We start from the raw sequence: 21,738 nt of genomic DNA, 5'->3' as shown, positions 1-21,738 counted from the left end.
CCTCCCGTGATCCCGATGTCGCTCCCGGTAGCCAGTGGCGTCAAGCCGCGCCGGTTCACAGCGCTGGTGCTTGCCATTGTCCTCCTGAGTGCCGCCTACATCGCTGAACGGGCTGCTTACTGGACCCGGAACTGGAATTCGTTTGAAGCCTTCGCATCGGTTACCGGTCCCGTGTCTATCAAGGTCGGTCAGGCGGGTTTCAACCTTCCAGCCGAGTATATTGCAATGCGCAGTCAGCGCATGGAGGCGCAAACCGGCGAAGGCAACCTGAAGGCCCTGAAACTCTCGATGACATGGCCGGACCTTCAACCGGTACAGTCCGGAAGCACTTTGGCGCGATACGGTTTGAATGATCAGGTGCTGGTCGTTGAACTTGAATTCAATCCTGGCCGTGAAAGCATGCGGGCGCGTTTGGACCCGTTCTATCGCAGACTTGCGCGAGGGGGCGAGTTGAGCGGGCCCGGTGGCCTGAAGATTTTGCGGCTGTCGGCACGCGGCGCCGCTGGAAGAGACCTCATTGCATATGATCCGGAAAAACCAGGCGGATTTATCGCGCGCTGCCGCAGGGCCGGATCAGGCAGAGACGCCATCTGCCATCGCGCGATCGTCATGTCTTCCGGTCTGGAATTGAGATACCGCTTCAATCAGGACCTTTTGCAGGATTGGCGGCAGATCGACAGCGCCATCATCGAGAAGATCATGACATTCCGTTCCGGTTGAGCCGAACAAACAAAAACGGCGGCTTTCCAGCAGAAAGGCCGCCGTTTTGAATTGGTGCTCGAAAAATCAGACTTCGTCCAGATCGATTTCCAGAATTGCCATCTGGAAGTTCCAGCTCAGATCCTCGTCTTCGTCGTCGCGGAAGATGACGCCGATGAACTCTTCACCGATATAGACTTCTGCAGAATCATCCTTGCGCGGACGAGCCCGCACCTGAATGCTCGACAACTCGAACTTCATACGCAGGTAAGCTTCGATCTTGCGGATTTCATCGGGTTTCACGGCGTTCTCCTTGTCAATGCCGTCTGCTATTTAGTCGCGCGGACCCTATAAGACCAGCCCTAAATGCCAAACCCTTTCCGCAATTTTTCCCCCGCTTCCTTTTTGTGCAACCGCAACTTAGCTGTCGCCGAGCAGTTGGTTCATGCTTCGCGCCGGTTCAGAGCATCCCGCCTTGCCGACAATCCTGGCTGGCACTCCAGCGACAGTTGTATTTTCGGGAACATCGGCCAGAACGACCGATCCGGCCGCGATCCTGGAGCAATGGCCAATTTCGAGGTTTCCCAACACCTTGGCCCCGGCACCGATCAAAACACCGTGACGGATCTTCGGATGGCGATCGCCACCTTCCTTGCCGGTCCCGCCAAGCGTCACGCCCTGCAGAATTGAAACGTCGTCACCGATCGCAGCGGTACCGCCGACGACAATCCCCGTTCCGTGGTCGATGAAGATACCGCGCCCGACAGGAACCGCCGGATGGATATCGATCTGAAACACTTCAGAGGCCCGGCTCTGAAGATAGAGAGCGAAGTCTTTGCGGCCCTTACGCCAGAGCCAATTTGCCAGGCGGTGTGTCTGAAGCCCGTGAAAGCCCTTGAAATAGAGAACCGGCTCCAGATAGCGGGAGCATGCGGGGTCCCGGTCGAATACGGCAACGATGTCGACACGGAAGATCTTGGCTAGCTCAGGTTCGTCGGCCAGCGCCTCCAGATAGGTCTGACGAATAAGCGATGCCGATACGACATCCCGCCCGAGACGATCTCCGAGCCTGTGCAGCACAGCCTCTTCCAGGCTGTCATGATTCAGAACGGTCTCATAAACGAATGAGGAAAGGGCGGGCTCAGAGGCAACCATTTGCTGCGCTTCTTCGCGCAATTGCTGCCAGACCGGATCATGTGTCGGAACGCGCTTCACGTCGGACTTAGGTCTAGGTGCCGACATTGGCAGTCTCCTTTTCAAGCCGTCACAACGGTCCCTTAAGATAGGACTGTCGACTGATATTCCAAAATGAAACTTGGTGATATCAGATATGAAGCCTTTTTATGAAACCCGAAACGTTCCGTTTCCCGATATCGTCGGCTTCGGTGAAGGGAATAGAGAAAAAGAATGGCCGAAAGTGAACAAAGTCAGGCAAATGGCACAAATCCTTTCGTAAAAATCAACGGCCGGATCGCCGAAATCGTTCTGAACGCACCAGAGCGCAGAAACGCGCTGTCACTTGCAGCCTGGGCGCGTATTCCTGACCTTACAGACCAGATAGCGGCTGCCGGAGACATCCGGGTCTGTGTTTTGAAAGGCGCGGGCAACAAATGCTTCTGCGCGGGTGCGGATATCTCTGAATTTGAAGCGACCCGCGCAACGCCTTCGGCGGCGATGCACTATGACGAAATCAATGTAGCCGCCTTCAAGGCGCTGAAGTCACTACCCATTCCGACCGTCGCCGCAATTGAAGGGCCTTGCCTGGGAGGCGGTCTCGGACTTGCGCTGTCCTGCGATCTTAGAATTGCTTCAAAATCCGCTTTTTTCGGCATACCCGCTGCAAAACTCGGTTTGGCCTACCCTCCCGATGCGTTGACCGATCTCCTCAGTGCCGTTTCCACATCCAATGCAAAACGGATCATTTATACGGGAGACCGTTTTACCTCCGAAGAAGCGTTGACCATGTGCTTGGTCGACGAAATCACCGAGCCTGAAGACCTGAGTGGTCGCGTCGAGACGCTCTGCGCCACCATTTGTTCAAATGCGCCGTTGTCGATTGCAGCGGCAAAACGCGCTATCGACGAGATTTCCGAACAATCAGGTCATATCGAACTCGAGCAGCACCGGCTGGTCGCACAGCTCTGTATCGAAAGCTCGGATTACCGCGAAGGGTGCCGCGCCTTTCTGGAAAAACGAAAGCCAGATTTCAAAGGCTCCTGACAGCCGGGCCTCGAAAGCACGGCGAGTGGTCACTCAGAGCGTGATTGGACTAAATTGAAACATGAGAAAGTTTCAATAAATTACTGATAAAAATAAAAGATCACGCCACACGCGAACTTGCCTTGAGATCAATCAGAAAGTCTTCGACGGCAGCTGCGAAAACGTCGTTCTTATCACCGGCAACCATGTGCCCGGCATCCTGGATATCCGTGAATTTTGCGTGCGGAACATGGTCCAGAAACTCCCGGACATGTTCCATGGAAACAAGCTCAGAGTTTCGCCCGCGGATAAGCAGAACCGGTAGGTCCAGATTGCCAGTCGCCGACACCATGTTGGCCTGGATCTTCTCCGCCAGTTCCGGGTCGCGGTGTTGCCGCGACTTCAGGAACGCCGGATCCCAGTGCCAGCGGTACCGGCCATCTTCATGAAGGCGCAGGTTCTTGGAAAGCCCGGACAGATCCTTCGGTTTCGCACGGTCCGGCAGATAGCGGGCAATCGCATCGGCCGCTTCTGCGACATCGGCAAAACCTTCCTCGACACGGTCCCCCATGAACCCGATGATCTTGCTGACCCCACCCATGTCGATGCGGGGCGTGATGTCAACCAGGACAAGCGCCGATAGACCCCCGGGATTTTCCTGCCCTTCAGCAAGCATACCGGCAAACCCTCCGAGTGAAGCGCCAACAACAACGGGTTTTGCCCGATGCATCGCGAAAACCTGGCGGGTAACTGCGACAAGATCCCTGGCGAATTCGACAAAGCCATATTCTTCGGATGCAACCCAGTCACTTTCCCCATGACCGCGCTGATCCAGCGAATACACCGGATGGCCAAGCGTCGCGATCCGCGCCGCCGCAGCATCCCAGGAGTGGCGCGTTTGCCCACCGCCGTGCAATAGAATCACGGGCTGGTTGCCTTCGCCGTAACGGTCTGCAATCAGGCTGTTTTTTTCCGCTCCCTGAAACTCTACGCGTTTCGGTCCCATAGATCCTCCAAGAAAAACCGTCGCAGTTGCCGCCCTCCGCGCGCGACGTAACCCGTCAGGCTTCCACGTTATTCAGGAATGCAAGAACACCTTGCTTGTGTACCTTGTCACCCACCGCGACCATATGATCGCGCCCGGGAATTTCCAGCACTTCGGCATGCGGCATCAGATTTGCGAGTTTGTGCGGCGATCCGGCGATTTCGTCTTTTGTCCCGACAGCGACCAGAACCGGCCTGTCGATGTTTGCAACATCTTCTTCGCTAATTTTCTGCCGCGATGAACGCATGCAGGCCGCAAGCGCCAGCCGGTCGGACCCGGTTTGATCGGCAAATGCCCGAAAGGCCCGGCCGGTGCGATCGTTGATGTCCTGGATCCGGTCCGTTTCAAGAGCAGATGCAATCGGTTCAGGATCTCCGACCCCGGCGACCATTCCATAGCCCAATCCGCTGAAAATCGCCCTGCGAACGCGGTCTGGATGATTGAGCGTCAAAAAAGCCGAAATCCGGGCGCCCATGGAATAGCCCATGACATCGGTTGTCTCGATTTCCAGGTGATCCAGGACACCTTTTGCGTCTTCCGCCATCAGCGGGGCACCGTAGTCCGCCGGGTCGTAGAGTTTCTCACTCTCCCCATGCCCGCGATTGTCTATGGCAATCACGCGGCGACCGTCCTTGACCAGAAGGTCGACCCACCCAGGATACTGCCAGTTTACCTGTTTGTTGGACGCAAATCCGTGAATGAGCAGGATGGGATCCCCCTCACCTTCGTCAAGATATGCGATCTTGACACCCCCAACCTCAACACGCGCCATTAATTGATGACCTTTACGTAAACGGAAAACGTATGTGACCTTATCGTAAGTGGATATTCTCTGTTTGCAAAGAAGAAATCCGGTCTGCTTCACAAATGTCGGAATGCGGCAGTTAGGCCTCTACCCTTTCCAATTTCGAATAGGTATGGTCACCGAAATTCCGTGTCGGGGAGCATCCCCGCAAGTCAAAGAGGTTTGTGGCAATGGCGGATCAGGTTGTCCCGCACTTTCAGAACACCAGCGGACACGATTCAGTTGCAATCGGAGCACGCCAATTCATGTGCATCGGCGCAAGACCACCGTTTGATCATCCCCATATCTTCCTGGATATGGGCACCGAAAGCGAAATCGTCTGCCCGTATTGTTCCACGCTCTACAAATTTGATCCGACGCTCAACGCAGATGAATCGTCCCCGAACGACTGCAATTGGACGCCGGAGGCCGCCTGAAAAGAGAGCGGCCGATGACCGACACAGACGGCACGCACCCGATCGTCATTGCAGGTGGCGGCATAGGCGGCTTGACGGCTGCCTTGGCTCTGCGCCGCCAGGGACATGAAATTGTGCTCCTGGAACGTGCCACGGAAATATCCGAAGTGGGAGCCGGCCTTCAGCTCTCTCCGAACGCGTGTTCGGTACTTGCCGAACTCGGCCTGCTTGAAGACCTTGAACCATTTGCCTATGCGCCTGACGGGCTTCGGATCTGGTCGGCGAATTCAGGACGTCAGCTCGCCCGTGTTGAGCTCGGAAAATTCATTCACGAGCGCCATGGCAACCCGTTCTGGGTGATCCACCGGGCAGATCTGCAGCGGGTTCTGCTCGAAAAGGCAAAAGAAACGCCCGGGATCACATTGCGGCTATCCAGCGAGGTCAAGGACCTCACCGCGTCGCCATACGATCATCTGGTTTGCATTTTCCGCGAGAATGGCGAGACCCGCAATCTGAACTGCAAGGCGCTGATTGGTGCCGATGGTGTCTGGTCCAAGACCAGGGCGCATGTTCCAGGGCATATGAACGCCCGTTTCAGCGGCCAGGTCGCCTATCGGGCGACGGTTCCGATCGAGCAGGTCGACCCGAAATTCGCCCGGGACACAGGCCTGTGGCTGCACAGGGATTCGCATCTCGTGCATTATCCGATCCGCGGAGGGCGTAAACTCAATGTCGTCGCGCTGGCCAAAGAAGACTGGAGCGATGAAACCTGGTCTGCCGAAGCGGACAAGGACGCCGTTCTGCGTGTATTCAAGGATTGGCCCGCGGAAACAAGAAACCTGCTCAACACCCCGGACCAATGGCTGAAGTGGGCATTGTGCAGCGTGGATGCATCGGGCCCTTGGACACATGGTCATATTGCACTGATGGGGGACGCCGCACACGCCATGTTGCCGTTCATGGCGCAAGGAGCGGCAATGGCCATTGAAGATGCCGCGATTCTCGCCAGGCATCTGCCACATGATGTTGCGAATATCCCCTCTGCGCTCAGATCGTTCGAGCGGGACCGCAAGCCGCGTGCAGCACATATTCAGGGCATCTCCCACGGCAACGCCAAAACGTTCCACTTCTCCGGACCGATGGCGTTTGCCCGCGATACGGTGTTGCGCCTCACGAAACCGAAACGTCTGGCTGAGCGTTTCGACCGGATTTATGGCTGGACGCCGGATCAATAGATCTTGTTTCGCTTGAGCCTTGTTCAAAGCTGAGATAAAGCCAAACCCCATCCAGGCTTCAGGGAGAGCGACAATGACCGGACAGAAGGCAGATGATGTTGTAACGGCTGCATTTCTGGTCATCGGGGATGAGATCCTGTCCGGCCGCACCAAGGACAAGAATATCGGTTTTGTTGCAGATTACATGACTTCGCTCGGGATCGACCTGAAAGAAGTCCGGGTTGTTCCGGACGAGCGCGATGAAATCGTGTTGGCCGTCAATGCGTTGCGATCCAAATACGATTATGTCTTTACGTCCGGCGGCATTGGCCCCACCCATGACGACATCACCGCCGAAAGCGTCGCAGCCGCATTTGATGTCCCTCTCAACCTCGACCCGCGCGCCGTGGCGCTCCTTGAAACGCATTATGCGCCCGGCCAGTTTACGCCTGCGCGCCAGCGTATGGCGCGTATCCCGGAAGGTGCGGACCTGATCGAGAACAAAGTCTCCAAGGCGCCCGGTTTCAGGATTGAAAACGTGCATGTCATGGCGGGTGTTCCCTCAATCATGCAGGCGATGATGGACGCAATTTCGCCCACCTTGAAAACCGGCAAGAAAATGCTCTCGGAAACGGTAGCCGCCGATATGCCGGAAAGCCGGATCGCGGACCGGCTGGCCGCAATCCAGGAAGCGCATCCCGAGACCCTGATCGGCTCCTATCCGAACGCTTCCGACGGCAAGTTCACGACCCAGATTGTCATCCGGTCTCGCGACGAAGATGTTTTGCACGCCGCAAAAAGGGATGTCGCTCAAGCAGTTGCGGAAATCCTGGGATCATAACAAGCGAGTTGAAAATGGAAAATTCCACCCAAAACAAGGCCTTCCCCGTATCCTGGGACATGTTCCACCGCGATTCCCGCGCTCTCGCATGGCGGCTGTCGAGCGAAGGCGAATGGAAAGCGATCGTGTGCATTACCCGCGGTGGCCTGGTTCCCGCCGGCATCGTGGCACGCGAACTGGGCATCAGGACGATTGAGACCGTGTGCATCGCCTCCTATCACGACTACGACAATCAGGGACAATTGAAGGTTATCAAGCCAATTGACCCGAAAGTCATAGATCTTGAGGATGGCGAAGGCAGCGGTGTGCTCGTGATCGATGATCTCGTGGACACCGGAAAAACCCTCAAGGTGGTGCGCGGAATGTTACCGAAGGCCCACTATGCGACGGTCTACGCCAAGCCGGTTGGCGTTCCCATGGTCGACACGTTCATTACCGAGGTCTCACAGGACACCTGGATCTATTTCCCCTGGGACATGGGCTGGCAGTTCCAGCCGCCGCTGTCAAAGGACACGGCAGGTTGAGCCGAACGCACGAAAAAGACCGGCAGCAGTGACTGCCCACAGGTAACACCGCCCGTGGAGTTGACTGTCACGCGCCAGGCTGAACAATCCTGCTATTGAGTGATTTGCTTGCCGCCCATGCGGATCGGTGAAACTGAAGTTCTTTTGCAGGATCGTGAATGCTGAACAGACGTCTGTTCCTTGCATGTTCTGTGGTAGCCCTTGCCGCCGGATGCCAGTCCGGAAATATTTCGGGCCGCCTGCCACCACGGCCGGGCTCACGCGCTGTCGCCAGAGCGCCTGAAGCCAAGGACTCGATATCTCCCGATTTCGTTCAGATGTACCGGGCAATGCCTGAAGAACCCTATCCGGTCCCGGCCGTTGATATCAGCAAGATCGACCCGGTCTACTATCGCCGCCAGGTCGACTATTCATCTTCGGAACCTGCAGGCACAATCGTCGTCGATACGCCGAACCGGTTTCTCTATCTGACCATGGAGAACGGCAAAGCAATGCGCTACGGCGTCGGCATCGGCCGTGCCGGCTTCGCCTGGGGTGGTCGTGCAAGGATTGCGGCCAAACGGCCCTGGCCGAAATGGTTTCCCCCTGCAGAAATGATCGAACGGGAACCGAAGCTGGAAAAGTATCGGGGCGGCATGGAGCCTGGTCTGGAGAACCCCCTTGGTGCGCGCGCCCTTTACATCTACGAGGGCAACAAGGATACGCTCTACCGGTTGCACGGAACGTCGGCGACCTGGTCGATCGGCAAGGCCGTCTCCTCGGGCTGCGTACGCATGCTGCACCAGGACGTCATAGACCTTTACAATCGGGTCCCGAATGGGACGCCGATCGTCGTGCGTCAGGCGTGACCGGGCGATTTGGGCCCGGAAAACTAAAACGAAAACGGGCTTGCGGCCCTGACCGCAACGGGTCAAGGCGCAAGTTTTTCAGAGAGAAGATCCGTAAGCCGGTATCAGCGCGTGCTGGTACGCTTCACGTTGAGGCCTTTGGAACCGGAGCTGTTCGGCTTGATCTTGGATGCCTTGAAAGGTGTCTGCTTGATGCCACCGTGGTTGGCGCAGGCAACTTCGGCGCTGATCGCGTCATCCGGGCCAAAATCGTACACCGTACCATCCGCACAGTGGACAACGTGGTTTGCAGCATTTGCTGCGGTCGGCAGGCTCGAGAAAGCGAGCGTAGTAACGGCAAAAGCGGACAGAATTTTGACAGTCAGTTTCATTTCAATCTCCTTGGTTTGGATCAGCTTCGTTGCTGACAACCGGAAGATGGAAATCCGAGGTTTCAATCGTGCTTCGCGACCGGATTCAATTGTATCGGCTTCGGGACTGTCTGATACTTTGAATACAACGGTCGGGCATCGGCACGCGAACTGGCAGATCGTGCCCGGAAGACAAAGTTCATTGATCTAGACCTTGATGGCGACCGGCTTCACAGCGTCGATTCCATCCTGCCGGACATCGCATCCAATGGCATAGGCTGCAACACCGGCTTCTTTTGCCTGCTGAAACGCGGATGCATAGGCCGGGTCGATATCAGCCGCCAGGCTGAGCGTGGAACAATCCGGCCGCTGCACGAGAAAAACCATCGCAGCACTATGTCCTTCCGCAACCATGTCGGCGAGTTCGTGCAGGTGTTTTGCGCCTCGCGCCGTCACACTGTCCGGGAACTCCGCAAGTCCGGCTTGCCGCATGAGATGCACATTCTTGACCTCGACATAGGTTTTGTGTTCATCCGCACCTTCAAGCAGGATATCTATGCGGGAGTTCTTGCCGTACTTGACCTCCCGCCGCAGCGACGCGTAACCGGTCAGGTCGTCGATGCGTCCATCTTCGATTGCCTCTTCCACAAGCTTGTTGGGATGCGCTGTATTGATGCCGACCAGAGCACCATCTGCCTCGATGATCTCCCACGAGTATTTTAGTTTTCGCTTCGGGTTATCCGAGAGCGACAGCCAGACGCGTGAACCGGGCTCCTTCAAACCCAACATCGAACCAGGGTTGGCACAGTGGGCTGTGACTTCTTCGCCGTTCGCGTCCAGGATGACGTCGGCAAGGAAACGCTTGTAGCGCTTGACAAGACGGCCGCCGACCAGCGGTGCTGCAAATTTCATGTCGTTCCCCTAAGCGTCAAAAGATGGAAGCACCGGGCTTACTTGGACCAGAAATCCGGATCCAGTAGGACAAATACGGTAAAAAGTTCCAGACGCCCTACCAGCATCGCAAAAGACAGCAGCCACTTGGCACCATCTGGAAGCGGCGCAAAATGACCGGCGGGGCCGATAACCGGTCCAAGCCCAGGGCCGACATTGCCGACCGATGTCGCGGCAGCAGATATGGCGGTGACCAGATCCAGGTCGAAAAAGGAAAGGGCCACGGTAATGATGCCCACAGTGCCCATGTAAACGACAAGAAAGGCCAGGACCGAGAATGACAATTCGGGCGTCAGCCGCGTTCCGGCATATTCTTCCGACATGATCCTGTGAGGGCGCACCATCCTGCGTAGATGAGCGCGCACGGTTCCAAAAAAGACCAGAAAACGGAAAATCTTGATCCCGCCTGTCGTCGACCCCGTGCATCCACCAACGAACATCAGCAACAGCGTGATCCCGACAACGGGTGCGCCCCATTGCGAAAAATCGCCAAGGGCGTATCCAGTGCCCGTCACGATGGACACCACATTGAACGTGGCGCGCAACAGGGCTTCTTCGAAGGGAAACCGCATGTTTATGCCGAGATAAACCGTAAGCGTGAGGGAGACCAGCGCAAGAAACCCCAAAAGGGCCCGGACCTGTGGGTCTCGCCAAAGCTGCAGCGGATGGCCGCGAAGAGCCTGAATGAGCAGGACAAACGGCAGGGCTCCGATGATCATGAAGACAACCGCGACCCAGCCGGACGCGGGGTTCTTGAAGTAACCGAAGGATTCGTCGTGTGTTGAATAGCCCCCGGTCGCGATTGTCGTCAGTGCGTGGTTGAACGCGTCGAAGAGTTCCATGCCAGTGGCCAGATAGGCCGCGATGCACAGCACGGTCAGGAACAGATAGGCCAGTCCGATCAGACGGATCAGCTCCACGGAACGGCTCACGATTTTTTCGGAGCGGTCGGAACTTTCACTCTGGAAGAGCTGCATCCCGCCGATCCGCAAAAACGGCAACAGGACGATGGCCATGACGATAATCCCGACACCGCCCATCCATTGCAGCATGGACCGCCAGACAAGAAGACCGGGAGGCAATCCGTCGAGCCCCGTCAGAACCGTCGAGCCGGTGGTTGTAAAGCCCGAAACGGCCTCGAAAACAGCATCGGCATACCCGATCCCGAGCCACAGGAACGGCAAAGCACCGAAGGCAGGCAGCGTCGCCCAGGAAAGAGTCGTCAGGATGAATGTCTGTCGGGTATCCAGACCTTCCCGCAGGGAGCCGCCCACCGCGATTGACAGCAGCATTCCGATCATGCCGGTCAAAAGGGCGGAAAAGACGAAGGCCTGCCAGTCGGCGTTTTTCTGGGCAACATCAACGATTGCCGGAATGAGCATGGCGGTCGCAAGGCCGACATACAGGAACCCGAGAACGTTCAAAACTGGTCTGAGTGAAATCAAGCAGAACTCATCCCGAATACCGTTGTATTACCTCGCACGGATCCCCTTTTCAGGGACCAGTTCACCGTCCTAACGCTTTTCTGCAAGAATTCCAATGCTATCCATAAGCCTTCCCCCGGAAGATCGACGTCGATGAACCAGCAGCGCCGACACGGCACCGCTTTCCCGCGCACAATCTCCGGGGGAGAAAAAGCAGTATGGATGCTGGTGGGGTTTTAATTCAGGAGCCGGTCCGCTCTGCAATCATGTGCCAATGCCACGAACCCGGCTTGCTGTGTTTCTTGTCGTCAAGGCTCATGAGTTCGAACGCGTCGAAAAGCTGAACCAATTCGCCGGCGTTGCAATAAAAGTGCGGGTGGTCCTTGTCGTCGTCACCCTCCCTCACCCAGGTGTCCGGAGCAATCTCCGTACCCACGCCGAAATTGACATTTCGTTTGGACAGCATCGTGCCCTGGTAGTACCCACCCGGTTTCAAAACACGCGCAATTTCGGAAATCGCCTTTTGAACAATCGCCGGGTCGCCGTGATAGATTACATTGAAGGAGAGTACGTAATCGAAGCACTGATCCGCAAAGGGCAACTCCGTCATCGGAGCATGGTGCGTTGAGACCTCCAGACCATGCGCCTCGGCACTGTTTTTGAGCTGGTCGAGGCCTGACTGAGACAAATCCATGGCGTGGGTCTCGAAACCGGCACGGGCAAAGGCCAGAGCATGCCGGCCGACACCGCATCCCAAATCGAGTGCCTTTAAGGGCCTTTTTTGTTCCAGTTCGGCTATCAGCGTCGAAACATCTTCGTTCGGCCGCAGCCAGTCCGCGCGCCCTTCTTCGGTCCGCCAGCGCTTTTCCCACGCAAGGTGCGCCGTATCGGTCCTCTCGGCAGAGTAGCTTGTGCTCATCGTGGCGATCCTTCCAATATCCTGTTGCGGGCAAAATTGCCCAATCTCTCCACACACAGCACCAGGACAAAGATCATCAAGATGATTGTCATGGCGAGCTGGTAGTCAAAAAAGTCCATGGCGACTTTCAATTCGATCCCGATCCCGCCTGCTCCGACCAGGCCGAGCACGACTGATGAGCGTGTCGCCTTTTCAAGTGCAAACAGGGAGGTGGTGATGAAAGACGGCATTGCGGCCGGAACGACCGCGCAGAAGACCGTATCAAGCTTGCTTGCACCTGCCGCCGTGAGTGCCTCGCTCGGACCCTTTTCGGCATCTTCCATGGATTCAGCAAAGAACCTGCCGCAAAAGCCGATCGTATCGACGTCGATCGCGAGCGTTCCGGCGAAGGGGCCCAAACCGACCGTGATCACGAAAACCAGGGCCCACACCAGATCGGGAACAGTCCAGAAGAGCGCAATCAGCAGACGCGAACCGGAGTAGAGGCTCCGGCTGATGATCCCCGGACCCGTCATGCCCTTGGCCGCGACAATGGCAAGCGGCAGACTGACGATTATTCCGATGACAGTGCCCGCGAGCGCCATCTGAAACGTCTCCAGCAGGGCTTCCGCGAGCTGAGGAAGCCTTTCCGCCGAAGGCGGCCATGCCCTTGAAAGAAAATCGACAAGTGCCGGCCCGCCGGAAACAAGCGCAGAGAACGACCAGCCCGCCCCCTGAAACGACCAAAGCACGAAAGCAGCCAGGGCGACGTAAAAGGTAAACCGCAAGGCACCGGGTCGCTCGAAACGCTGGGGCAGGCCGCGCTCCGGCCTGTAGCCGATGTCAGCCATAGTGTTTCCCCAGATCTGCGGAAGACAACGTGTTGCTTGCCCCGTCCAGAACGATTTCACCCTGCTTGATGGCCAATACACGATCGGAATAGCTGAGGGCTTGCTCAATATTATGAGACGTGAACAGCAGCGTTATGCCTTCATCCCGTGTCAGCTTGTGGAACAGTTCCATCACCTCGTGCCCGGCGACCGGATCGAGACTAGCAACAGGTTCGTCGGCGACAATCAACTTGGGGTCCTGCATCAGCGCTCTGGCAATGGCCACGCGCTGCGACTGGCCGCCGGACAGTTGGTCGGCGCGCTGGAGCGCCTTGTCCGCAAGTCCAACGCGCTCAAGGCAGTGCATGGCGCGCTCGCGGAGCGATACCGGCGCGAACAGTTGCGACCACCCTCTGATCCCGCCTGACCGTCCGAGATTTCCATGAATGACGTTGGTGAGTGCCGAGACGCGCGGAACGAGATTGTGTTTCTGGAAGACGAATCCGACGTTCGCGCGCAATTTGCGCAGCCGGTGCTGGCGAGCGCTCGTGACATCTTCGTTAAAAAGCTGAATGTCACCCTCGTCCGGTTCGACAAGGCGCAGGGCGCACCTAAGGGCGGTCGACTTCCCCGCCCCGTTGGAACCGATCAGCGCAACGGCTTCTTGCGCCCGCACCGAAAAGGAGACCCCGCGCAGAACGGTTCGGTCGGCGCCGAACGATTTAGACAAACCTTGAACGGCGAGATCGCGAAAACCTGCTGAGTTCACCGGCGTCGGAAACTTCGCCGGCGCTGACGCACCGGCGAAATCTATTTGGGCCTGAGCCATTATTCGCCGATGAACTTGTCATACTGCGGAAAACCCGCAGTCGTGTACATCGAGCGAACCAGATCGTAGGCGCCATCCTCGATCGCGACCAGATCCATGCCGTTATACTTGTCGTTTTCCTCGTGCTGCAGGATCGCGGTGACAATGGCATCCTTGTTGCCGAGGATCGCCTTGCGAACGCCCTCGGCAGCTGTTGCATCGATATGCGACCCAACCATGAGCATGTCATTCGGCAAGTCGCCTGAACGCGCGATGACACGGAAGAAACCGTTCGGGACGCTGTCGTCCTTGTTGCGCACGCGGGTCCAGGAATTGTGATTGGTTCCCATGCCTGCGATTTCGCCCTTCTTCAGAGCTTCGTGGGCAATGTTGCGGGACGTATGAAGCTTGTCGACATCCTTGACTGGATCGATACCGTAATCGGCCATGAGCTGCATCGGGCAAAGCATGTTGGAGGTGGATCCGATATCGCCGAAGGCGACCTTTTTACCTTTCAGATCCGCCGGACGGGTAATCCCGCTGTCGGCGCGCACGACGATGGCGCAGTAATAGTCCGGGCGTCCGAGGCCAATCAGAGGCGTCGCGTCTGTCAGCTTGTTGATGACGATATACTCGGCCGGACCGGTGACCACGAAGTCGACCCGCTTCGCGCGCAGCGCTTCGGCAGCGGCGGTGCGGCTGGTGACCGGAAAGAACTCGAATGTGTGGTCGGTCGCATTTTCCAGGGCTTCTTTGAACGGCCCCCACTCGAGCTGCAAACGCTCAAGACCTTCGACATCCGTAACGGCCAATTTGTAGGTGTCTGCAAGGGAGGATGTGACGGAAAGCGCGAGCGCTGCAACCGCATAAGCGGCGGATTTCAGAAATCTCATGATAGGAACTCCAAACGAGCCAAGAGCAAGCCAGTAAAGCGGAGCGACCCTAGCGACTAAGCGACCGTCAAATGTGAAACAAATATGTAGTTTTTACGAAATTCTCTTCTGTTATTATTTTGATAATTCGCTAGAAAAACACAAAAATCACAAATTATTCTTTGATTTTCTTCTACTTAATTTTTATTCGGCAAATAAAAATCTCCGACGTGTCATAAAAAATCATAAAAGTATAATCGTATAGACATCTCCCCAACGCAGATTTTTGGTAGTTGCCTCTCCGGCTTCACGGAGGGTGCGATGCTGGTCGTCGAACAATTGTCGAAAGTATTTGGAGATTTGACCGCGGTGGAAAGCGTTTCGCTGGCCATTCCGGAAGGACAGATGGTGGGTATTATCGGCCGCTCGGGAGCCGGCAAATCCACGTTGCTCAGGATGATCAACCGGCTCTCCGATCCAACGCATGGTTCGATCGTCAATGAGGGCCGGGACATAACCGCGTTGAAGGGGCGGGATCTGCGCCTGTGGCGTGCCTCCTGCGCCATGATCTTCCAGCAGTTCAACCTTGTCGAGCGCATGGACGTTCTCACCAACGTCATGGTCGGACGCATTGCACACACGGGATTTGCGCGATCAATGCTCAAATCCTTCACCGACGAAGACAGAGCGCTTGCGATTCAGGCGCTCGACCGTCTCGATCTGGTCCCGCAGGCGCTGCAGCGGGCCGGAACGCTGTCCGGCGGACAGCAGCAAAGGGTCGCCATTGCCAAAGCGCTTGTCCAGAACCCGCGCATCATGCTTGCAGACGAACCGATCGCATCTCTCGATCCGGCCAATGCGACACGGGTCATGGAAGCCCTTCGGCAGATCAACAAGGCCGACGGTCTGACCGTCCTCGTCAATTTGCACACGCTTGATACGGCACGAGCATATTGCGACCGGATTGTCGCAATGCGCGCCGGGAAGGTTCATTTCGACGGTACGCCGGAGGCTCTGACGACGGACAGGGTCAGGGCGATTTACGGAACCGACACCCTGGGCGACGACATCGATGAGGCCGTCACCTCCACTTCCCTTTCACCAGTCTCGTCACGACAGCCAAAGCAGGCCGTCGGGGCATAACGCGCAGCTGTGCAAAGCAACAATTGCGTTTTTAGCGGCCGCGGCCGCGTGGACCAGCCGTTCAACACGGCGAATATGGAGCACTACTGATGAAGGCTATTTTCGCAGCAGCAGTCTCGGCTGTCGTTCTCACAGCCTCTACAGCCATGGCGGAAGGCTGGAAGGACAACTACAAGACCCTCAAGTTCGGCATTCTGTCCGGCGAAAACGAGAAAGACCGGGTCGCACGCTACACGCCATTCGAGGAATATCTCGAAAAGGAACTCGGCGTCGAAGTTGAGATCTTTACTGCCGGGTCTTATGACGGCGTGATCCAGGCCATCGCAGCCGATCAGATCGAATTTGCCTTCTTCGGCTCTTCTTCTTACGCCGCTGCCTATACAGAGACGAACGGCGGTGTCGTACCGCTTCTGACCCGTCTCAACAAGGATGGCTCGAGCGGCTACTACTCGGTCGTGATGGTCCGCTGTGACAGCGGCTACAAGTCTCTGGACGACCTGAAGGGCAAGGTGCACGCCTTCGCCGATCCCGATTCCACATCCGGCTTCGCGGTGCCCTATTTCAACATGGTGCAGCAGGGCTACAATCCGAAGGAACACTTTTCGGCAATCCCGTTTTCCGGCGGACATGAGACCGGCGTTCTTGGCGTCGTCAACAAGCAGTATGACGCTGCTGCGACTTGGCAGAACAACGAAACCGACGGTCGTTGGCAACGCATGATCACCAAGGGGATGATCGAAGAAGGTGTCGTCTGCCCGATCTGGGAAAGCCCGGAAATCACCAGCGGACCGTTCTCGGCCCGTGTTAATCTGCCGGCCGATCTGATTGCCGACATGACGACCGCCGTTGAGGCCATCCCGGAAAAAGACTTTGACGCCTTCAACGCAATGCGCGGCGGCGATGACAGCCCGCAGGCCGGATGGAAACGCGTCGATCATGAGCGTTATCAGTGGATTGTCGACATGCGCGACTGGCTGAAAAAAGAGCGCCGCGGCTGACATTTGACCTGAAAGGGAGGTGCCCTGGCACCTCCCTTTTTCATTCGGATCGACGGTGCCTAAAATGACGGCTATTTCCCCTGCAGTCGACCAGTTCGAACTGGACTACGCAGCAGCACGCAGATCTGCGCTGCGCATCAACACGATTTCGACATTCCTCTTTGTGGTCTGCTTCTTATCGGCGGCGTGGATCGGCGGCTTCTTCGACATGACCGACGTGACGCTTGCCAATGGCGAGCGGGTGTCGATGTGGAAGATCTGGGCAGGCCTGCCGAGACTGGGTGAATATCTCTACAAGACGCTGCCCGTATTGCATTGGGACACGCTCGGCGCGGATATCGCGAACTGGTTCTGGCGCTGGCAAGTCTGGCTCGAACTTCTGATCGAGACGATCCTGATTGCCTATCTGGCGACGTTGCTTGGGGTGGTCGGAGCCTTTCTGCTAAGCTTTCCCGCATCGCGCAATCTGGCTCCCAGTGCCTTTGTGCTGAATCTGACGCGCCGCTATCTGGAAATCGTGCGCACTGTTCCCGAACTGGTCTGGGCGCTGATTTTCGTAATCTGTTTCGGCGTCGGTCCTCTCGCCGGTGTGCTCGCGATCGGTCTTCACGCGACCGGAGCGCTCGGCAAGCTCTATTCGGAGGCCAACGAAAATGCCGACATGCGTCCGGTGCAGGGCATCAAGGCCTCCGGCGGCTCCTGGTTCGACCAGATCCGCTATGGGATCGTTCCGCAGGTTGTCCCTAACATCATCAGCTACACTCTGCTGCGCTTTGAAATCAACGTGCGCGCTTCCTCGATCATCGGCTTTGTCGGAGCTGGTGGCCTCGGCCAGGAAATTCGCGTTGCCATGTCGCTGCAGGAATATACCGATCTGTCCGCATTGTTCGTAATCATTTTCGTTACCGTCATCCTAATCGACATGATCAGTGAAAAAGTCCGGCACCAGATCATTGGTCTGACTGGCAAAGGAGTGTGACCATGGACAACGCCTCAGAGCTCAACGCGGCAAGACAACTGGTCCCTGGCGCTTTCCAAACTCCCTTGAGGACCAAACTGCGGCGCATTGCCGTTTGGTCTGCCTTTGTCCTTTTGACCGGTTGGTGTTTATGGGATTTCGGCTTTTCGCCGAGCCGCATCATGGAAGGACTGACACGTTTCGGCAGCGTGCTTTCCTTCATGTTTCCGCCTTACATCTGGCAGACCTGGGAAGAATGGAGCGAAATCCTGAAAGGACTTGGCGAAACGGTAGCCATGGCTTTCATGGGCACACTCCTGGGCGCGGTCGTTGCCTTCCCCCTTGCTTTTCTTGGCGCCAAGAACATCATGCCGTTCAGTTGGTTGCGTCTGAGTGCCAGGCGCGGTTTTGATGCGCTGCGCGCCGTCGAACAGATCATCCTTGCACTGATCTTTATTCGTGCCTTTGGCCTCGGCCCGCTCGCCGGGATCCTGGCCATTGCTGTCTCGGAAGTTGGAACCCTGTCAAAACTCTTTTCCGAGGCTATCGAGAACACGTCGAAAAAACCGGTTGACGGTCTGAAAGCGTCCGGCAGCGGAAACCTGCAGACCATTCGCTTCGCAATCCTGCCGCAGGCCCTGCCCGTTATCCTGTCTGTCATTCTCTACAATTTCGAATCCAACACCCGCTCCGGCACGATCCTGGGCATTGTCGGCGCTGGTGGCATCGGTTTTCTGCTGGCCGACCGGATCAGCGCCTACAAGTGGCCGGAAGCCTGGTCGATCATCTTTCTGATCATCCTGACGGTCTACCTGATTGACGGGCTTTCAGGCTTTCTGCGCAAGCGGATCATCGGTCAGGACGACAGAAAACAGAATTAACTGAAGGGATTTTAGAGCCTATCCGCCGTTTCCGGCCGAGAAGACTTCCCGGCCAGCCTGAAAACTTTGCTCAAGAAGTTGCGCCCGGCGCTCAGGCGAGCCCTCGGATCCACAGAGCAGTTTGAGCCTGCGCGGTGAAAGACCAAAATAGCCGAATGTGCCTTGTATCCACGCGGTTCCAAGCGCCGCGAGATACCCTTTTTCTTCCATTTCATCAGAACGGGCTCCCGCCGGCACAAGAAGGATGCCCGGCCGGCTGCGCTGCAGGGATAGCTCAGGATCGTCGAGTTGGTCATAAGCCCAGCCCCAGCTCCAGACACGGTCCACCCAGCCTTTGGTCATCGCGGGCATCCCCCACCAAAACAGCGGAAAGACAAGGCAAATCGCATCCGACCGGCTAATCCTGGCCTGCTCGCGCCCGACATCAGCCAGCGCGCTCGCGTTTCCATCTGCTTCGACATCCGCCATCGTCCAGCGCGGGTCGAACGCCTCCGCATGCAGGTCAATGAGTTCAGCAGAATGACCCGCTGTTTCAACGCCATCCATGAATCTCCGGGCAACAGCTGCGGAAAAAGAAGCCGGATCGGGATGGTCCAGAACGGTTAAAACATGCATGCAAATGCTCCAGTCTAAGTCACACCCAATGCGTGTCAGGATCGCGAAACGGCGAGAATGGGATCCTGCTCAGGACTGAAGTTTCTAGTGCCTCAAGTTAACTGGAGATCAAGGGAAAAATACGCACACGGGAAAGCGGGCCGCAGGATCATTCATGCGGCATCGCTCGCATTTGCTCTATCAGATCCCAGACTACAGAACGCGCGTTCCGGCGACCCAGGCCCGCTTCACAAACGGATGTCCGCCATGCATGCCGACATGGAGAAGATCTGCCCGGCGCCCAGTGGCAATCTCGCCGCGGTCGCTGAGGCCCGCGACTTCCGCCGGCGTTTTGGTCACCAGACGTATCGCTGCGGCAAGGTCCTCCTGGAAGGATCCTTCGCTCGCAATCATGAACGCACTGTCGAGCATGGAACGCGGCACGTAGTCCGACGCCAGGATGTCGACGAGCTGCTCCAGCATCAGGTCGCTTACGGCCACATTTCCGGACTGCGAGCCGCCCCTCAAAACGTTTGGTGCACCGCCGACCACATGCATCCCGTGCTGCTTCGCCTTGCGCGCTGCTTCAAGCGTACAGGGAAACTCGGAGATCGTAATGTTTTCTGCAACTGCCTCGTCAATGTGATGAAGTTCCGTGTCGTCATGGCTGAGCAGCGGCAGAGCATGCGTGTGGGCCAGAGCAACAACTGCGGGGCGGACTTCTTCGCTAATCGCGTCGGAATGGTTCAGGAGTTCCTGAACGTCCCTTTCAACGGCCGCACGGGTTTCGCCGCTGTCGGCCATACGCCGCTGGATATAACCTTCGATATCCTTGCTCTGGCGGCGCCCTGGAAGATGCTCCATGACCGACACCATCCGCACGATTTCCTTGCCGATATTTTCTTCCGTCAACCGCGCCGTTTCAGCGTCGGTTATCTCGCAGCGAAGGTGCACCAGATGCTCGGCGCGAAGCATTCCGGCAGACTGCGCGGTTTCCAGGGCGTCGACCATGGGTGACAGGATTTCGCGGCGCTCCGGGTTCTTGATCGTCGCGCCGACGCACAGACTGTCGAAGACTGTTGTAATTCCACTGCCGATGATCTGTGCGTCATGCGCCAGCGCCGCCCTCAGCGGGTCCCACCTGACATGCGCACGCGGGAAAACATGCTTTTCGAAGTGGTCGGTATGAATGTCAACAAGGCCGGGGACCAGGTAGTCTTCCTCCAGGTCCTCGCCGGAGTGCGGCGCAACACCGGCATCGACGGACACAATGCGCCCTTTTGAGAAAGCCAGGTGACCAAGGACGACTTCGTTGGCCATCACAAGTTTGGCATTTTTGAGAACAGTCACTTCACTTCCCGTCGGCAATATCTTGTCGGCAAAAGTCATATCACGCTCCAGCTTTGCAACGCTCCGGAGCGAATCGGAACGGCGGCGGTGTTTATCAGAAAAACGGCCTTCTACCCCTAAACGCCGAGCAATTTGTGACAGTTTCAGGAAGAGACTGTGACAAAGCGGCCTTGGCGGCCGCCGGATCCCTTACCGCCAAGGAACTTGAGACGATCTTCACCTGACCATGGTCAACCGATTCCAGTCAGCATAGTCAGGGGATCCTTCGCGCCGTATTTCACCCTGATAGCCAAATTCGACCATATGGACCATGACGGACGTTTCGTCGGCAAGGATGACCGCGTAGCTTTCACAGAGGTCCGACGCGCTCAGGTTTCCCCCATTTCCGAAATCCGGCCAGCCGGCGTGATTGGTTCCGCGCGGTGCACTGAAGGGCACGCCGTGGAGCGACCCGCACAGCGGCAGATGACAATGGCCGTGGAAGATGTGCCGGATCCTGGACTTATGTTTCCTCACCACAGCTCCGAATGCCTCGGCATCCTGCAGCATGATCTTGTCCATCGGCGCAATGCCAATCGGGACAGGGTTATGATGCATGAAAAGGAAGACAAGATCCGGCGCTGCGCTCAACTCCGCGTCAAGCCAGCGCAGGCGCTTGTCGCAGTAAAATCCTGCATGCGAATTCGGGCCCCACGTGTCGAGAAGGAGTGCGCGGCCTCCCGGAAGATCCAGGGCCGATTGGACAAAGCCGTTTTCGTCGACAAGTTCTGGAAAGACGGAGGCGAACACGTCGCGTTCGTCGTGATTGCCGATGCATAGGGAGACCGGGACCGGCGTGGCGGCGATCAGGTCCTTGAGCCGTAGGTAGTCGGCACGGTCGCCCCAGTCGGATAGATCGCCTGTGATGACCAGCGCATCCGCGTCCAGATGATGCGTGATGGCATGATCGAGTGCTTTTTTGAAATTGTCGTTAGGCTCGCGGCCCCCGATGGTTTCACCGGGCGTCGTCAGGTGAATATCGGTCAGCTGAAGAAGTTTCACGTCTTCCTCCGGTTATTGTTCGGATTGAACTGCTGCCCGTTTGCACGGGCAGCAGCATGTCGTGGAATGA

The 21,738-nt window shown here is 57.0% G+C and carries 25 protein-coding genes; 11 read left to right on the top strand and 14 right to left on the bottom strand.

Features of this window, described 5'->3' with window-relative positions:
- Positions 1-6: 6 nt before the first annotated feature.
- On the top strand, positions 7-720 hold the full coding sequence (locus Q0915_RS07125) for a hypothetical protein (RefSeq protein WP_299481305.1): 714 nt from the start codon (positions 7-9) through the stop codon (positions 718-720).
- Positions 721-786: 66 nt separating this feature from the next.
- Here the strand turns inward: Q0915_RS07125 and Q0915_RS07120 are convergent, their stop codons facing one another.
- Both Q0915_RS07120 and cysE read right to left on the bottom strand, forming a co-directional pair.
- The gene (locus Q0915_RS07120; RefSeq protein WP_299481302.1) at positions 787-1,002 is read right to left on the bottom strand and encodes a DUF3126 family protein; all 216 of its coding nucleotides are present in this window, start codon (positions 1,000-1,002) and stop codon (positions 787-789) included.
- A gap of 117 nt (positions 1,003-1,119) precedes the next feature.
- On the bottom strand, positions 1,120-1,941 hold the full coding sequence (gene cysE, locus Q0915_RS07115; protein WP_299481299.1) for a serine O-acetyltransferase: 822 nt from the start codon (positions 1,939-1,941) through the stop codon (positions 1,120-1,122).
- A gap of 165 nt (positions 1,942-2,106) precedes the next feature.
- On the opposite strand from cysE, the gene Q0915_RS07110 reads away from it, so the two are divergent.
- Positions 2,107-2,919, top strand: a complete 813-nt coding sequence (locus Q0915_RS07110) for an enoyl-CoA hydratase-related protein (RefSeq protein ID WP_299481296.1) — start codon at positions 2,107-2,109, stop codon at positions 2,917-2,919.
- Between the two features lie 100 nt (positions 2,920-3,019).
- Here the strand turns inward: Q0915_RS07110 and Q0915_RS07105 are convergent, their stop codons facing one another.
- Complete coding sequence (locus Q0915_RS07105) at positions 3,020-3,904, bottom strand: alpha/beta hydrolase (RefSeq protein ID WP_299481293.1); 885 nt, start codon at positions 3,902-3,904, stop codon at positions 3,020-3,022.
- Between the two features lie 55 nt (positions 3,905-3,959).
- Positions 3,960-4,715 (bottom strand): alpha/beta hydrolase, encoded by a 756-nt coding sequence (locus Q0915_RS07100; protein ID WP_299481290.1) that lies wholly within the window; start codon positions 4,713-4,715, stop codon positions 3,960-3,962.
- Positions 4,716-4,918: 203 nt separating this feature from the next.
- Between Q0915_RS07100 and Q0915_RS07095 the strand changes: the two genes are divergently transcribed.
- The 5 genes from Q0915_RS07095 (at position 4,919) to Q0915_RS07075 (ending at position 8,570) form a co-directional block, all read left to right on the top strand.
- Positions 4,919-5,164 (top strand): zinc-finger domain-containing protein, encoded by a 246-nt coding sequence (locus Q0915_RS07095; RefSeq protein WP_299481287.1) that lies wholly within the window; start codon positions 4,919-4,921, stop codon positions 5,162-5,164.
- Positions 5,165-5,178: 14 nt separating this feature from the next.
- Entirely contained in the window at positions 5,179-6,378 is a 1,200-nt protein-coding gene (locus tag Q0915_RS07090; protein ID WP_299481284.1) for an FAD-dependent monooxygenase, read from the top strand.
- A gap of 73 nt (positions 6,379-6,451) precedes the next feature.
- Entirely contained in the window at positions 6,452-7,198 is a 747-nt protein-coding gene (locus Q0915_RS07085; RefSeq protein ID WP_299481281.1) for a molybdopterin-binding protein, read from the top strand.
- Positions 7,199-7,212: 14 nt separating this feature from the next.
- A complete protein-coding gene (gene gpt, locus Q0915_RS07080; RefSeq protein ID WP_299481278.1) occupies positions 7,213-7,722 on the top strand; it encodes a xanthine phosphoribosyltransferase in 510 nt (169 codons plus the stop codon).
- A 317-nt stretch (positions 7,723-8,039) separates the two neighbouring features.
- Positions 8,040-8,570: a L,D-transpeptidase gene (locus Q0915_RS07075; RefSeq protein WP_299482145.1), complete on the top strand. Its 531-nt coding sequence runs from the start codon at positions 8,040-8,042 to the stop codon at positions 8,568-8,570.
- Positions 8,571-8,674: 104 nt separating this feature from the next.
- Here the strand turns inward: Q0915_RS07075 and Q0915_RS07070 are convergent, their stop codons facing one another.
- The 7 genes from Q0915_RS07070 to Q0915_RS07040 form a co-directional block, all read right to left on the bottom strand.
- Positions 8,675-8,941 (bottom strand): hypothetical protein, encoded by a 267-nt coding sequence (locus Q0915_RS07070; protein ID WP_299481275.1) that lies wholly within the window; start codon positions 8,939-8,941, stop codon positions 8,675-8,677.
- Positions 8,942-9,127: 186 nt separating this feature from the next.
- The gene (gene sfsA, locus Q0915_RS07065; protein WP_299481272.1) at positions 9,128-9,832 is read right to left on the bottom strand and encodes a DNA/RNA nuclease SfsA; all 705 of its coding nucleotides are present in this window, start codon (positions 9,830-9,832) and stop codon (positions 9,128-9,130) included.
- Positions 9,833-9,870: 38 nt separating this feature from the next.
- The gene (locus Q0915_RS07060; RefSeq protein ID WP_299482142.1) at positions 9,871-11,295 is read right to left on the bottom strand and encodes a TrkH family potassium uptake protein; all 1,425 of its coding nucleotides are present in this window, start codon (positions 11,293-11,295) and stop codon (positions 9,871-9,873) included.
- Between the two features lie 241 nt (positions 11,296-11,536).
- Positions 11,537-12,214 (bottom strand): class I SAM-dependent methyltransferase, encoded by a 678-nt coding sequence (locus Q0915_RS07055; RefSeq protein ID WP_299481269.1) that lies wholly within the window; start codon positions 12,212-12,214, stop codon positions 11,537-11,539.
- Complete coding sequence (gene phnE / locus Q0915_RS07050; protein ID WP_299481266.1) at positions 12,211-13,044, bottom strand: phosphonate ABC transporter, permease protein PhnE; 834 nt, start codon at positions 13,042-13,044, stop codon at positions 12,211-12,213. Before phnE (Q0915_RS07050) ends, Q0915_RS07055 begins: the two co-directional genes overlap by 4 nt.
- Positions 13,037-13,852: a phosphonate ABC transporter ATP-binding protein gene (gene phnC, locus Q0915_RS07045; protein WP_299481263.1), complete on the bottom strand. Its 816-nt coding sequence runs from the start codon at positions 13,850-13,852 to the stop codon at positions 13,037-13,039. Before phnC (Q0915_RS07045) ends, phnE (Q0915_RS07050) begins: the two co-directional genes overlap by 8 nt.
- Complete coding sequence (locus tag Q0915_RS07040; RefSeq protein WP_299481260.1) at positions 13,852-14,724, bottom strand: PhnD/SsuA/transferrin family substrate-binding protein; 873 nt, start codon at positions 14,722-14,724, stop codon at positions 13,852-13,854. Before Q0915_RS07040 ends, phnC (Q0915_RS07045) begins: the two co-directional genes overlap by 1 nt.
- A gap of 300 nt (positions 14,725-15,024) precedes the next feature.
- On the opposite strand from Q0915_RS07040, the gene phnC (Q0915_RS07035) reads away from it, so the two are divergent.
- From phnC (Q0915_RS07035) to phnE (Q0915_RS07020), 4 genes are all read left to right on the top strand, one after another.
- The gene (gene phnC / locus Q0915_RS07035; protein ID WP_299481257.1) at positions 15,025-15,846 is read left to right on the top strand and encodes a phosphonate ABC transporter ATP-binding protein; all 822 of its coding nucleotides are present in this window, start codon (positions 15,025-15,027) and stop codon (positions 15,844-15,846) included.
- An 89-nt stretch (positions 15,847-15,935) separates the two neighbouring features.
- Positions 15,936-16,844: a phosphonate ABC transporter substrate-binding protein gene (gene phnD / locus Q0915_RS07030; RefSeq protein ID WP_299481254.1), complete on the top strand. Its 909-nt coding sequence runs from the start codon at positions 15,936-15,938 to the stop codon at positions 16,842-16,844.
- A 64-nt stretch (positions 16,845-16,908) separates the two neighbouring features.
- Positions 16,909-17,823, top strand: coding sequence for a phosphonate ABC transporter, permease protein PhnE (phnE, locus tag Q0915_RS07025; protein WP_299481251.1), 915 nt, complete (start codon positions 16,909-16,911; stop codon positions 17,821-17,823).
- Between the two features lie 2 nt (positions 17,824-17,825).
- Entirely contained in the window at positions 17,826-18,683 is an 858-nt protein-coding gene (phnE, locus tag Q0915_RS07020) for a phosphonate ABC transporter, permease protein PhnE (RefSeq protein WP_299481248.1), read from the top strand.
- An 18-nt stretch (positions 18,684-18,701) separates the two neighbouring features.
- Here the strand turns inward: phnE (Q0915_RS07020) and Q0915_RS07015 are convergent, their stop codons facing one another.
- The 3 genes from Q0915_RS07015 to Q0915_RS07005 all read right to left on the bottom strand — a co-directional run bounded on the left by Q0915_RS07015 (position 18,702) and on the right by Q0915_RS07005 (position 21,668).
- Positions 18,702-19,298: an NAD(P)H-dependent oxidoreductase gene (locus Q0915_RS07015; protein ID WP_299481245.1), complete on the bottom strand. Its 597-nt coding sequence runs from the start codon at positions 19,296-19,298 to the stop codon at positions 18,702-18,704.
- Between the two features lie 192 nt (positions 19,299-19,490).
- A complete protein-coding gene (locus Q0915_RS07010; RefSeq protein ID WP_299481242.1) occupies positions 19,491-20,666 on the bottom strand; it encodes an alpha-D-ribose 1-methylphosphonate 5-triphosphate diphosphatase in 1,176 nt (391 codons plus the stop codon).
- Positions 20,667-20,843: 177 nt separating this feature from the next.
- The gene (locus Q0915_RS07005) at positions 20,844-21,668 is read right to left on the bottom strand and encodes a phosphodiesterase (RefSeq protein ID WP_299481239.1); all 825 of its coding nucleotides are present in this window, start codon (positions 21,666-21,668) and stop codon (positions 20,844-20,846) included.
- Between the last annotated feature and the right edge of the window lie 70 nt (positions 21,669-21,738).

The organism is uncultured Roseibium sp. (genome assembly GCF_947494555.1).
In the GTDB taxonomy this organism is placed as follows: domain Bacteria; phylum Pseudomonadota; class Alphaproteobacteria; order Rhizobiales; family Stappiaceae; genus Roseibium.
Note: the sequence above shows the minus strand (reverse complement) of the source record. Positions and strands in the feature narration are given on the sequence as shown.

What these genes read in the sequence shown, in the direction of transcription:
- cysE (WP_299481299.1), bottom strand. Translation starts at nt 1,941, where the DNA reads ATGTCGGCACCTAGACCTAAGTCCGACGTGAAGCGCGTTCCGACACAT.
- Q0915_RS07110 (WP_299481296.1), top strand. Translation starts at nt 2,107, where the DNA reads ATGGCCGAAAGTGAACAAAGTCAGGCAAATGGCACAAATCCTTTCGTA.
- Q0915_RS07105 (WP_299481293.1), bottom strand. Translation starts at nt 3,904, where the DNA reads ATGGGACCGAAACGCGTAGAGTTTCAGGGAGCGGAAAAAAACAGCCTG.
- Q0915_RS07100 (WP_299481290.1), bottom strand. Translation starts at nt 4,715, where the DNA reads ATGGCGCGTGTTGAGGTTGGGGGTGTCAAGATCGCATATCTTGACGAA.
- Q0915_RS07095 (WP_299481287.1), top strand. Translation starts at nt 4,919, where the DNA reads ATGGCGGATCAGGTTGTCCCGCACTTTCAGAACACCAGCGGACACGAT.
- Q0915_RS07090 (WP_299481284.1), top strand. Translation starts at nt 5,179, where the DNA reads ATGACCGACACAGACGGCACGCACCCGATCGTCATTGCAGGTGGCGGC.
- Q0915_RS07085 (WP_299481281.1), top strand. Translation starts at nt 6,452, where the DNA reads ATGACCGGACAGAAGGCAGATGATGTTGTAACGGCTGCATTTCTGGTC.
- gpt (WP_299481278.1), top strand. Translation starts at nt 7,213, where the DNA reads ATGGAAAATTCCACCCAAAACAAGGCCTTCCCCGTATCCTGGGACATG.
- Q0915_RS07075 (WP_299482145.1), top strand. Translation starts at nt 8,040, where the DNA reads ATGTACCGGGCAATGCCTGAAGAACCCTATCCGGTCCCGGCCGTTGAT.
- Q0915_RS07070 (WP_299481275.1), bottom strand. Translation starts at nt 8,941, where the DNA reads ATGAAACTGACTGTCAAAATTCTGTCCGCTTTTGCCGTTACTACGCTC.
- sfsA (WP_299481272.1), bottom strand. Translation starts at nt 9,832, where the DNA reads ATGAAATTTGCAGCACCGCTGGTCGGCGGCCGTCTTGTCAAGCGCTAC.
- Q0915_RS07055 (WP_299481269.1), bottom strand. Translation starts at nt 12,214, where the DNA reads ATGAGCACAAGCTACTCTGCCGAGAGGACCGATACGGCGCACCTTGCG.
- phnE (WP_299481266.1), bottom strand. Translation starts at nt 13,044, where the DNA reads ATGGCTGACATCGGCTACAGGCCGGAGCGCGGCCTGCCCCAGCGTTTC.
- phnC (WP_299481263.1), bottom strand. Translation starts at nt 13,852, where the DNA reads ATGGCTCAGGCCCAAATAGATTTCGCCGGTGCGTCAGCGCCGGCGAAG.
- Q0915_RS07040 (WP_299481260.1), bottom strand. Translation starts at nt 14,724, where the DNA reads ATGAGATTTCTGAAATCCGCCGCTTATGCGGTTGCAGCGCTCGCGCTT.
- phnC (WP_299481257.1), top strand. Translation starts at nt 15,025, where the DNA reads ATGCTGGTCGTCGAACAATTGTCGAAAGTATTTGGAGATTTGACCGCG.
- phnD (WP_299481254.1), top strand. Translation starts at nt 15,936, where the DNA reads ATGAAGGCTATTTTCGCAGCAGCAGTCTCGGCTGTCGTTCTCACAGCC.
- phnE (WP_299481251.1), top strand. Translation starts at nt 16,909, where the DNA reads ATGACGGCTATTTCCCCTGCAGTCGACCAGTTCGAACTGGACTACGCA.
- phnE (WP_299481248.1), top strand. Translation starts at nt 17,826, where the DNA reads ATGGACAACGCCTCAGAGCTCAACGCGGCAAGACAACTGGTCCCTGGC.
- Q0915_RS07015 (WP_299481245.1), bottom strand. Translation starts at nt 19,298, where the DNA reads ATGCATGTTTTAACCGTTCTGGACCATCCCGATCCGGCTTCTTTTTCC.
- Q0915_RS07010 (WP_299481242.1), bottom strand. Translation starts at nt 20,666, where the DNA reads ATGACTTTTGCCGACAAGATATTGCCGACGGGAAGTGAAGTGACTGTT.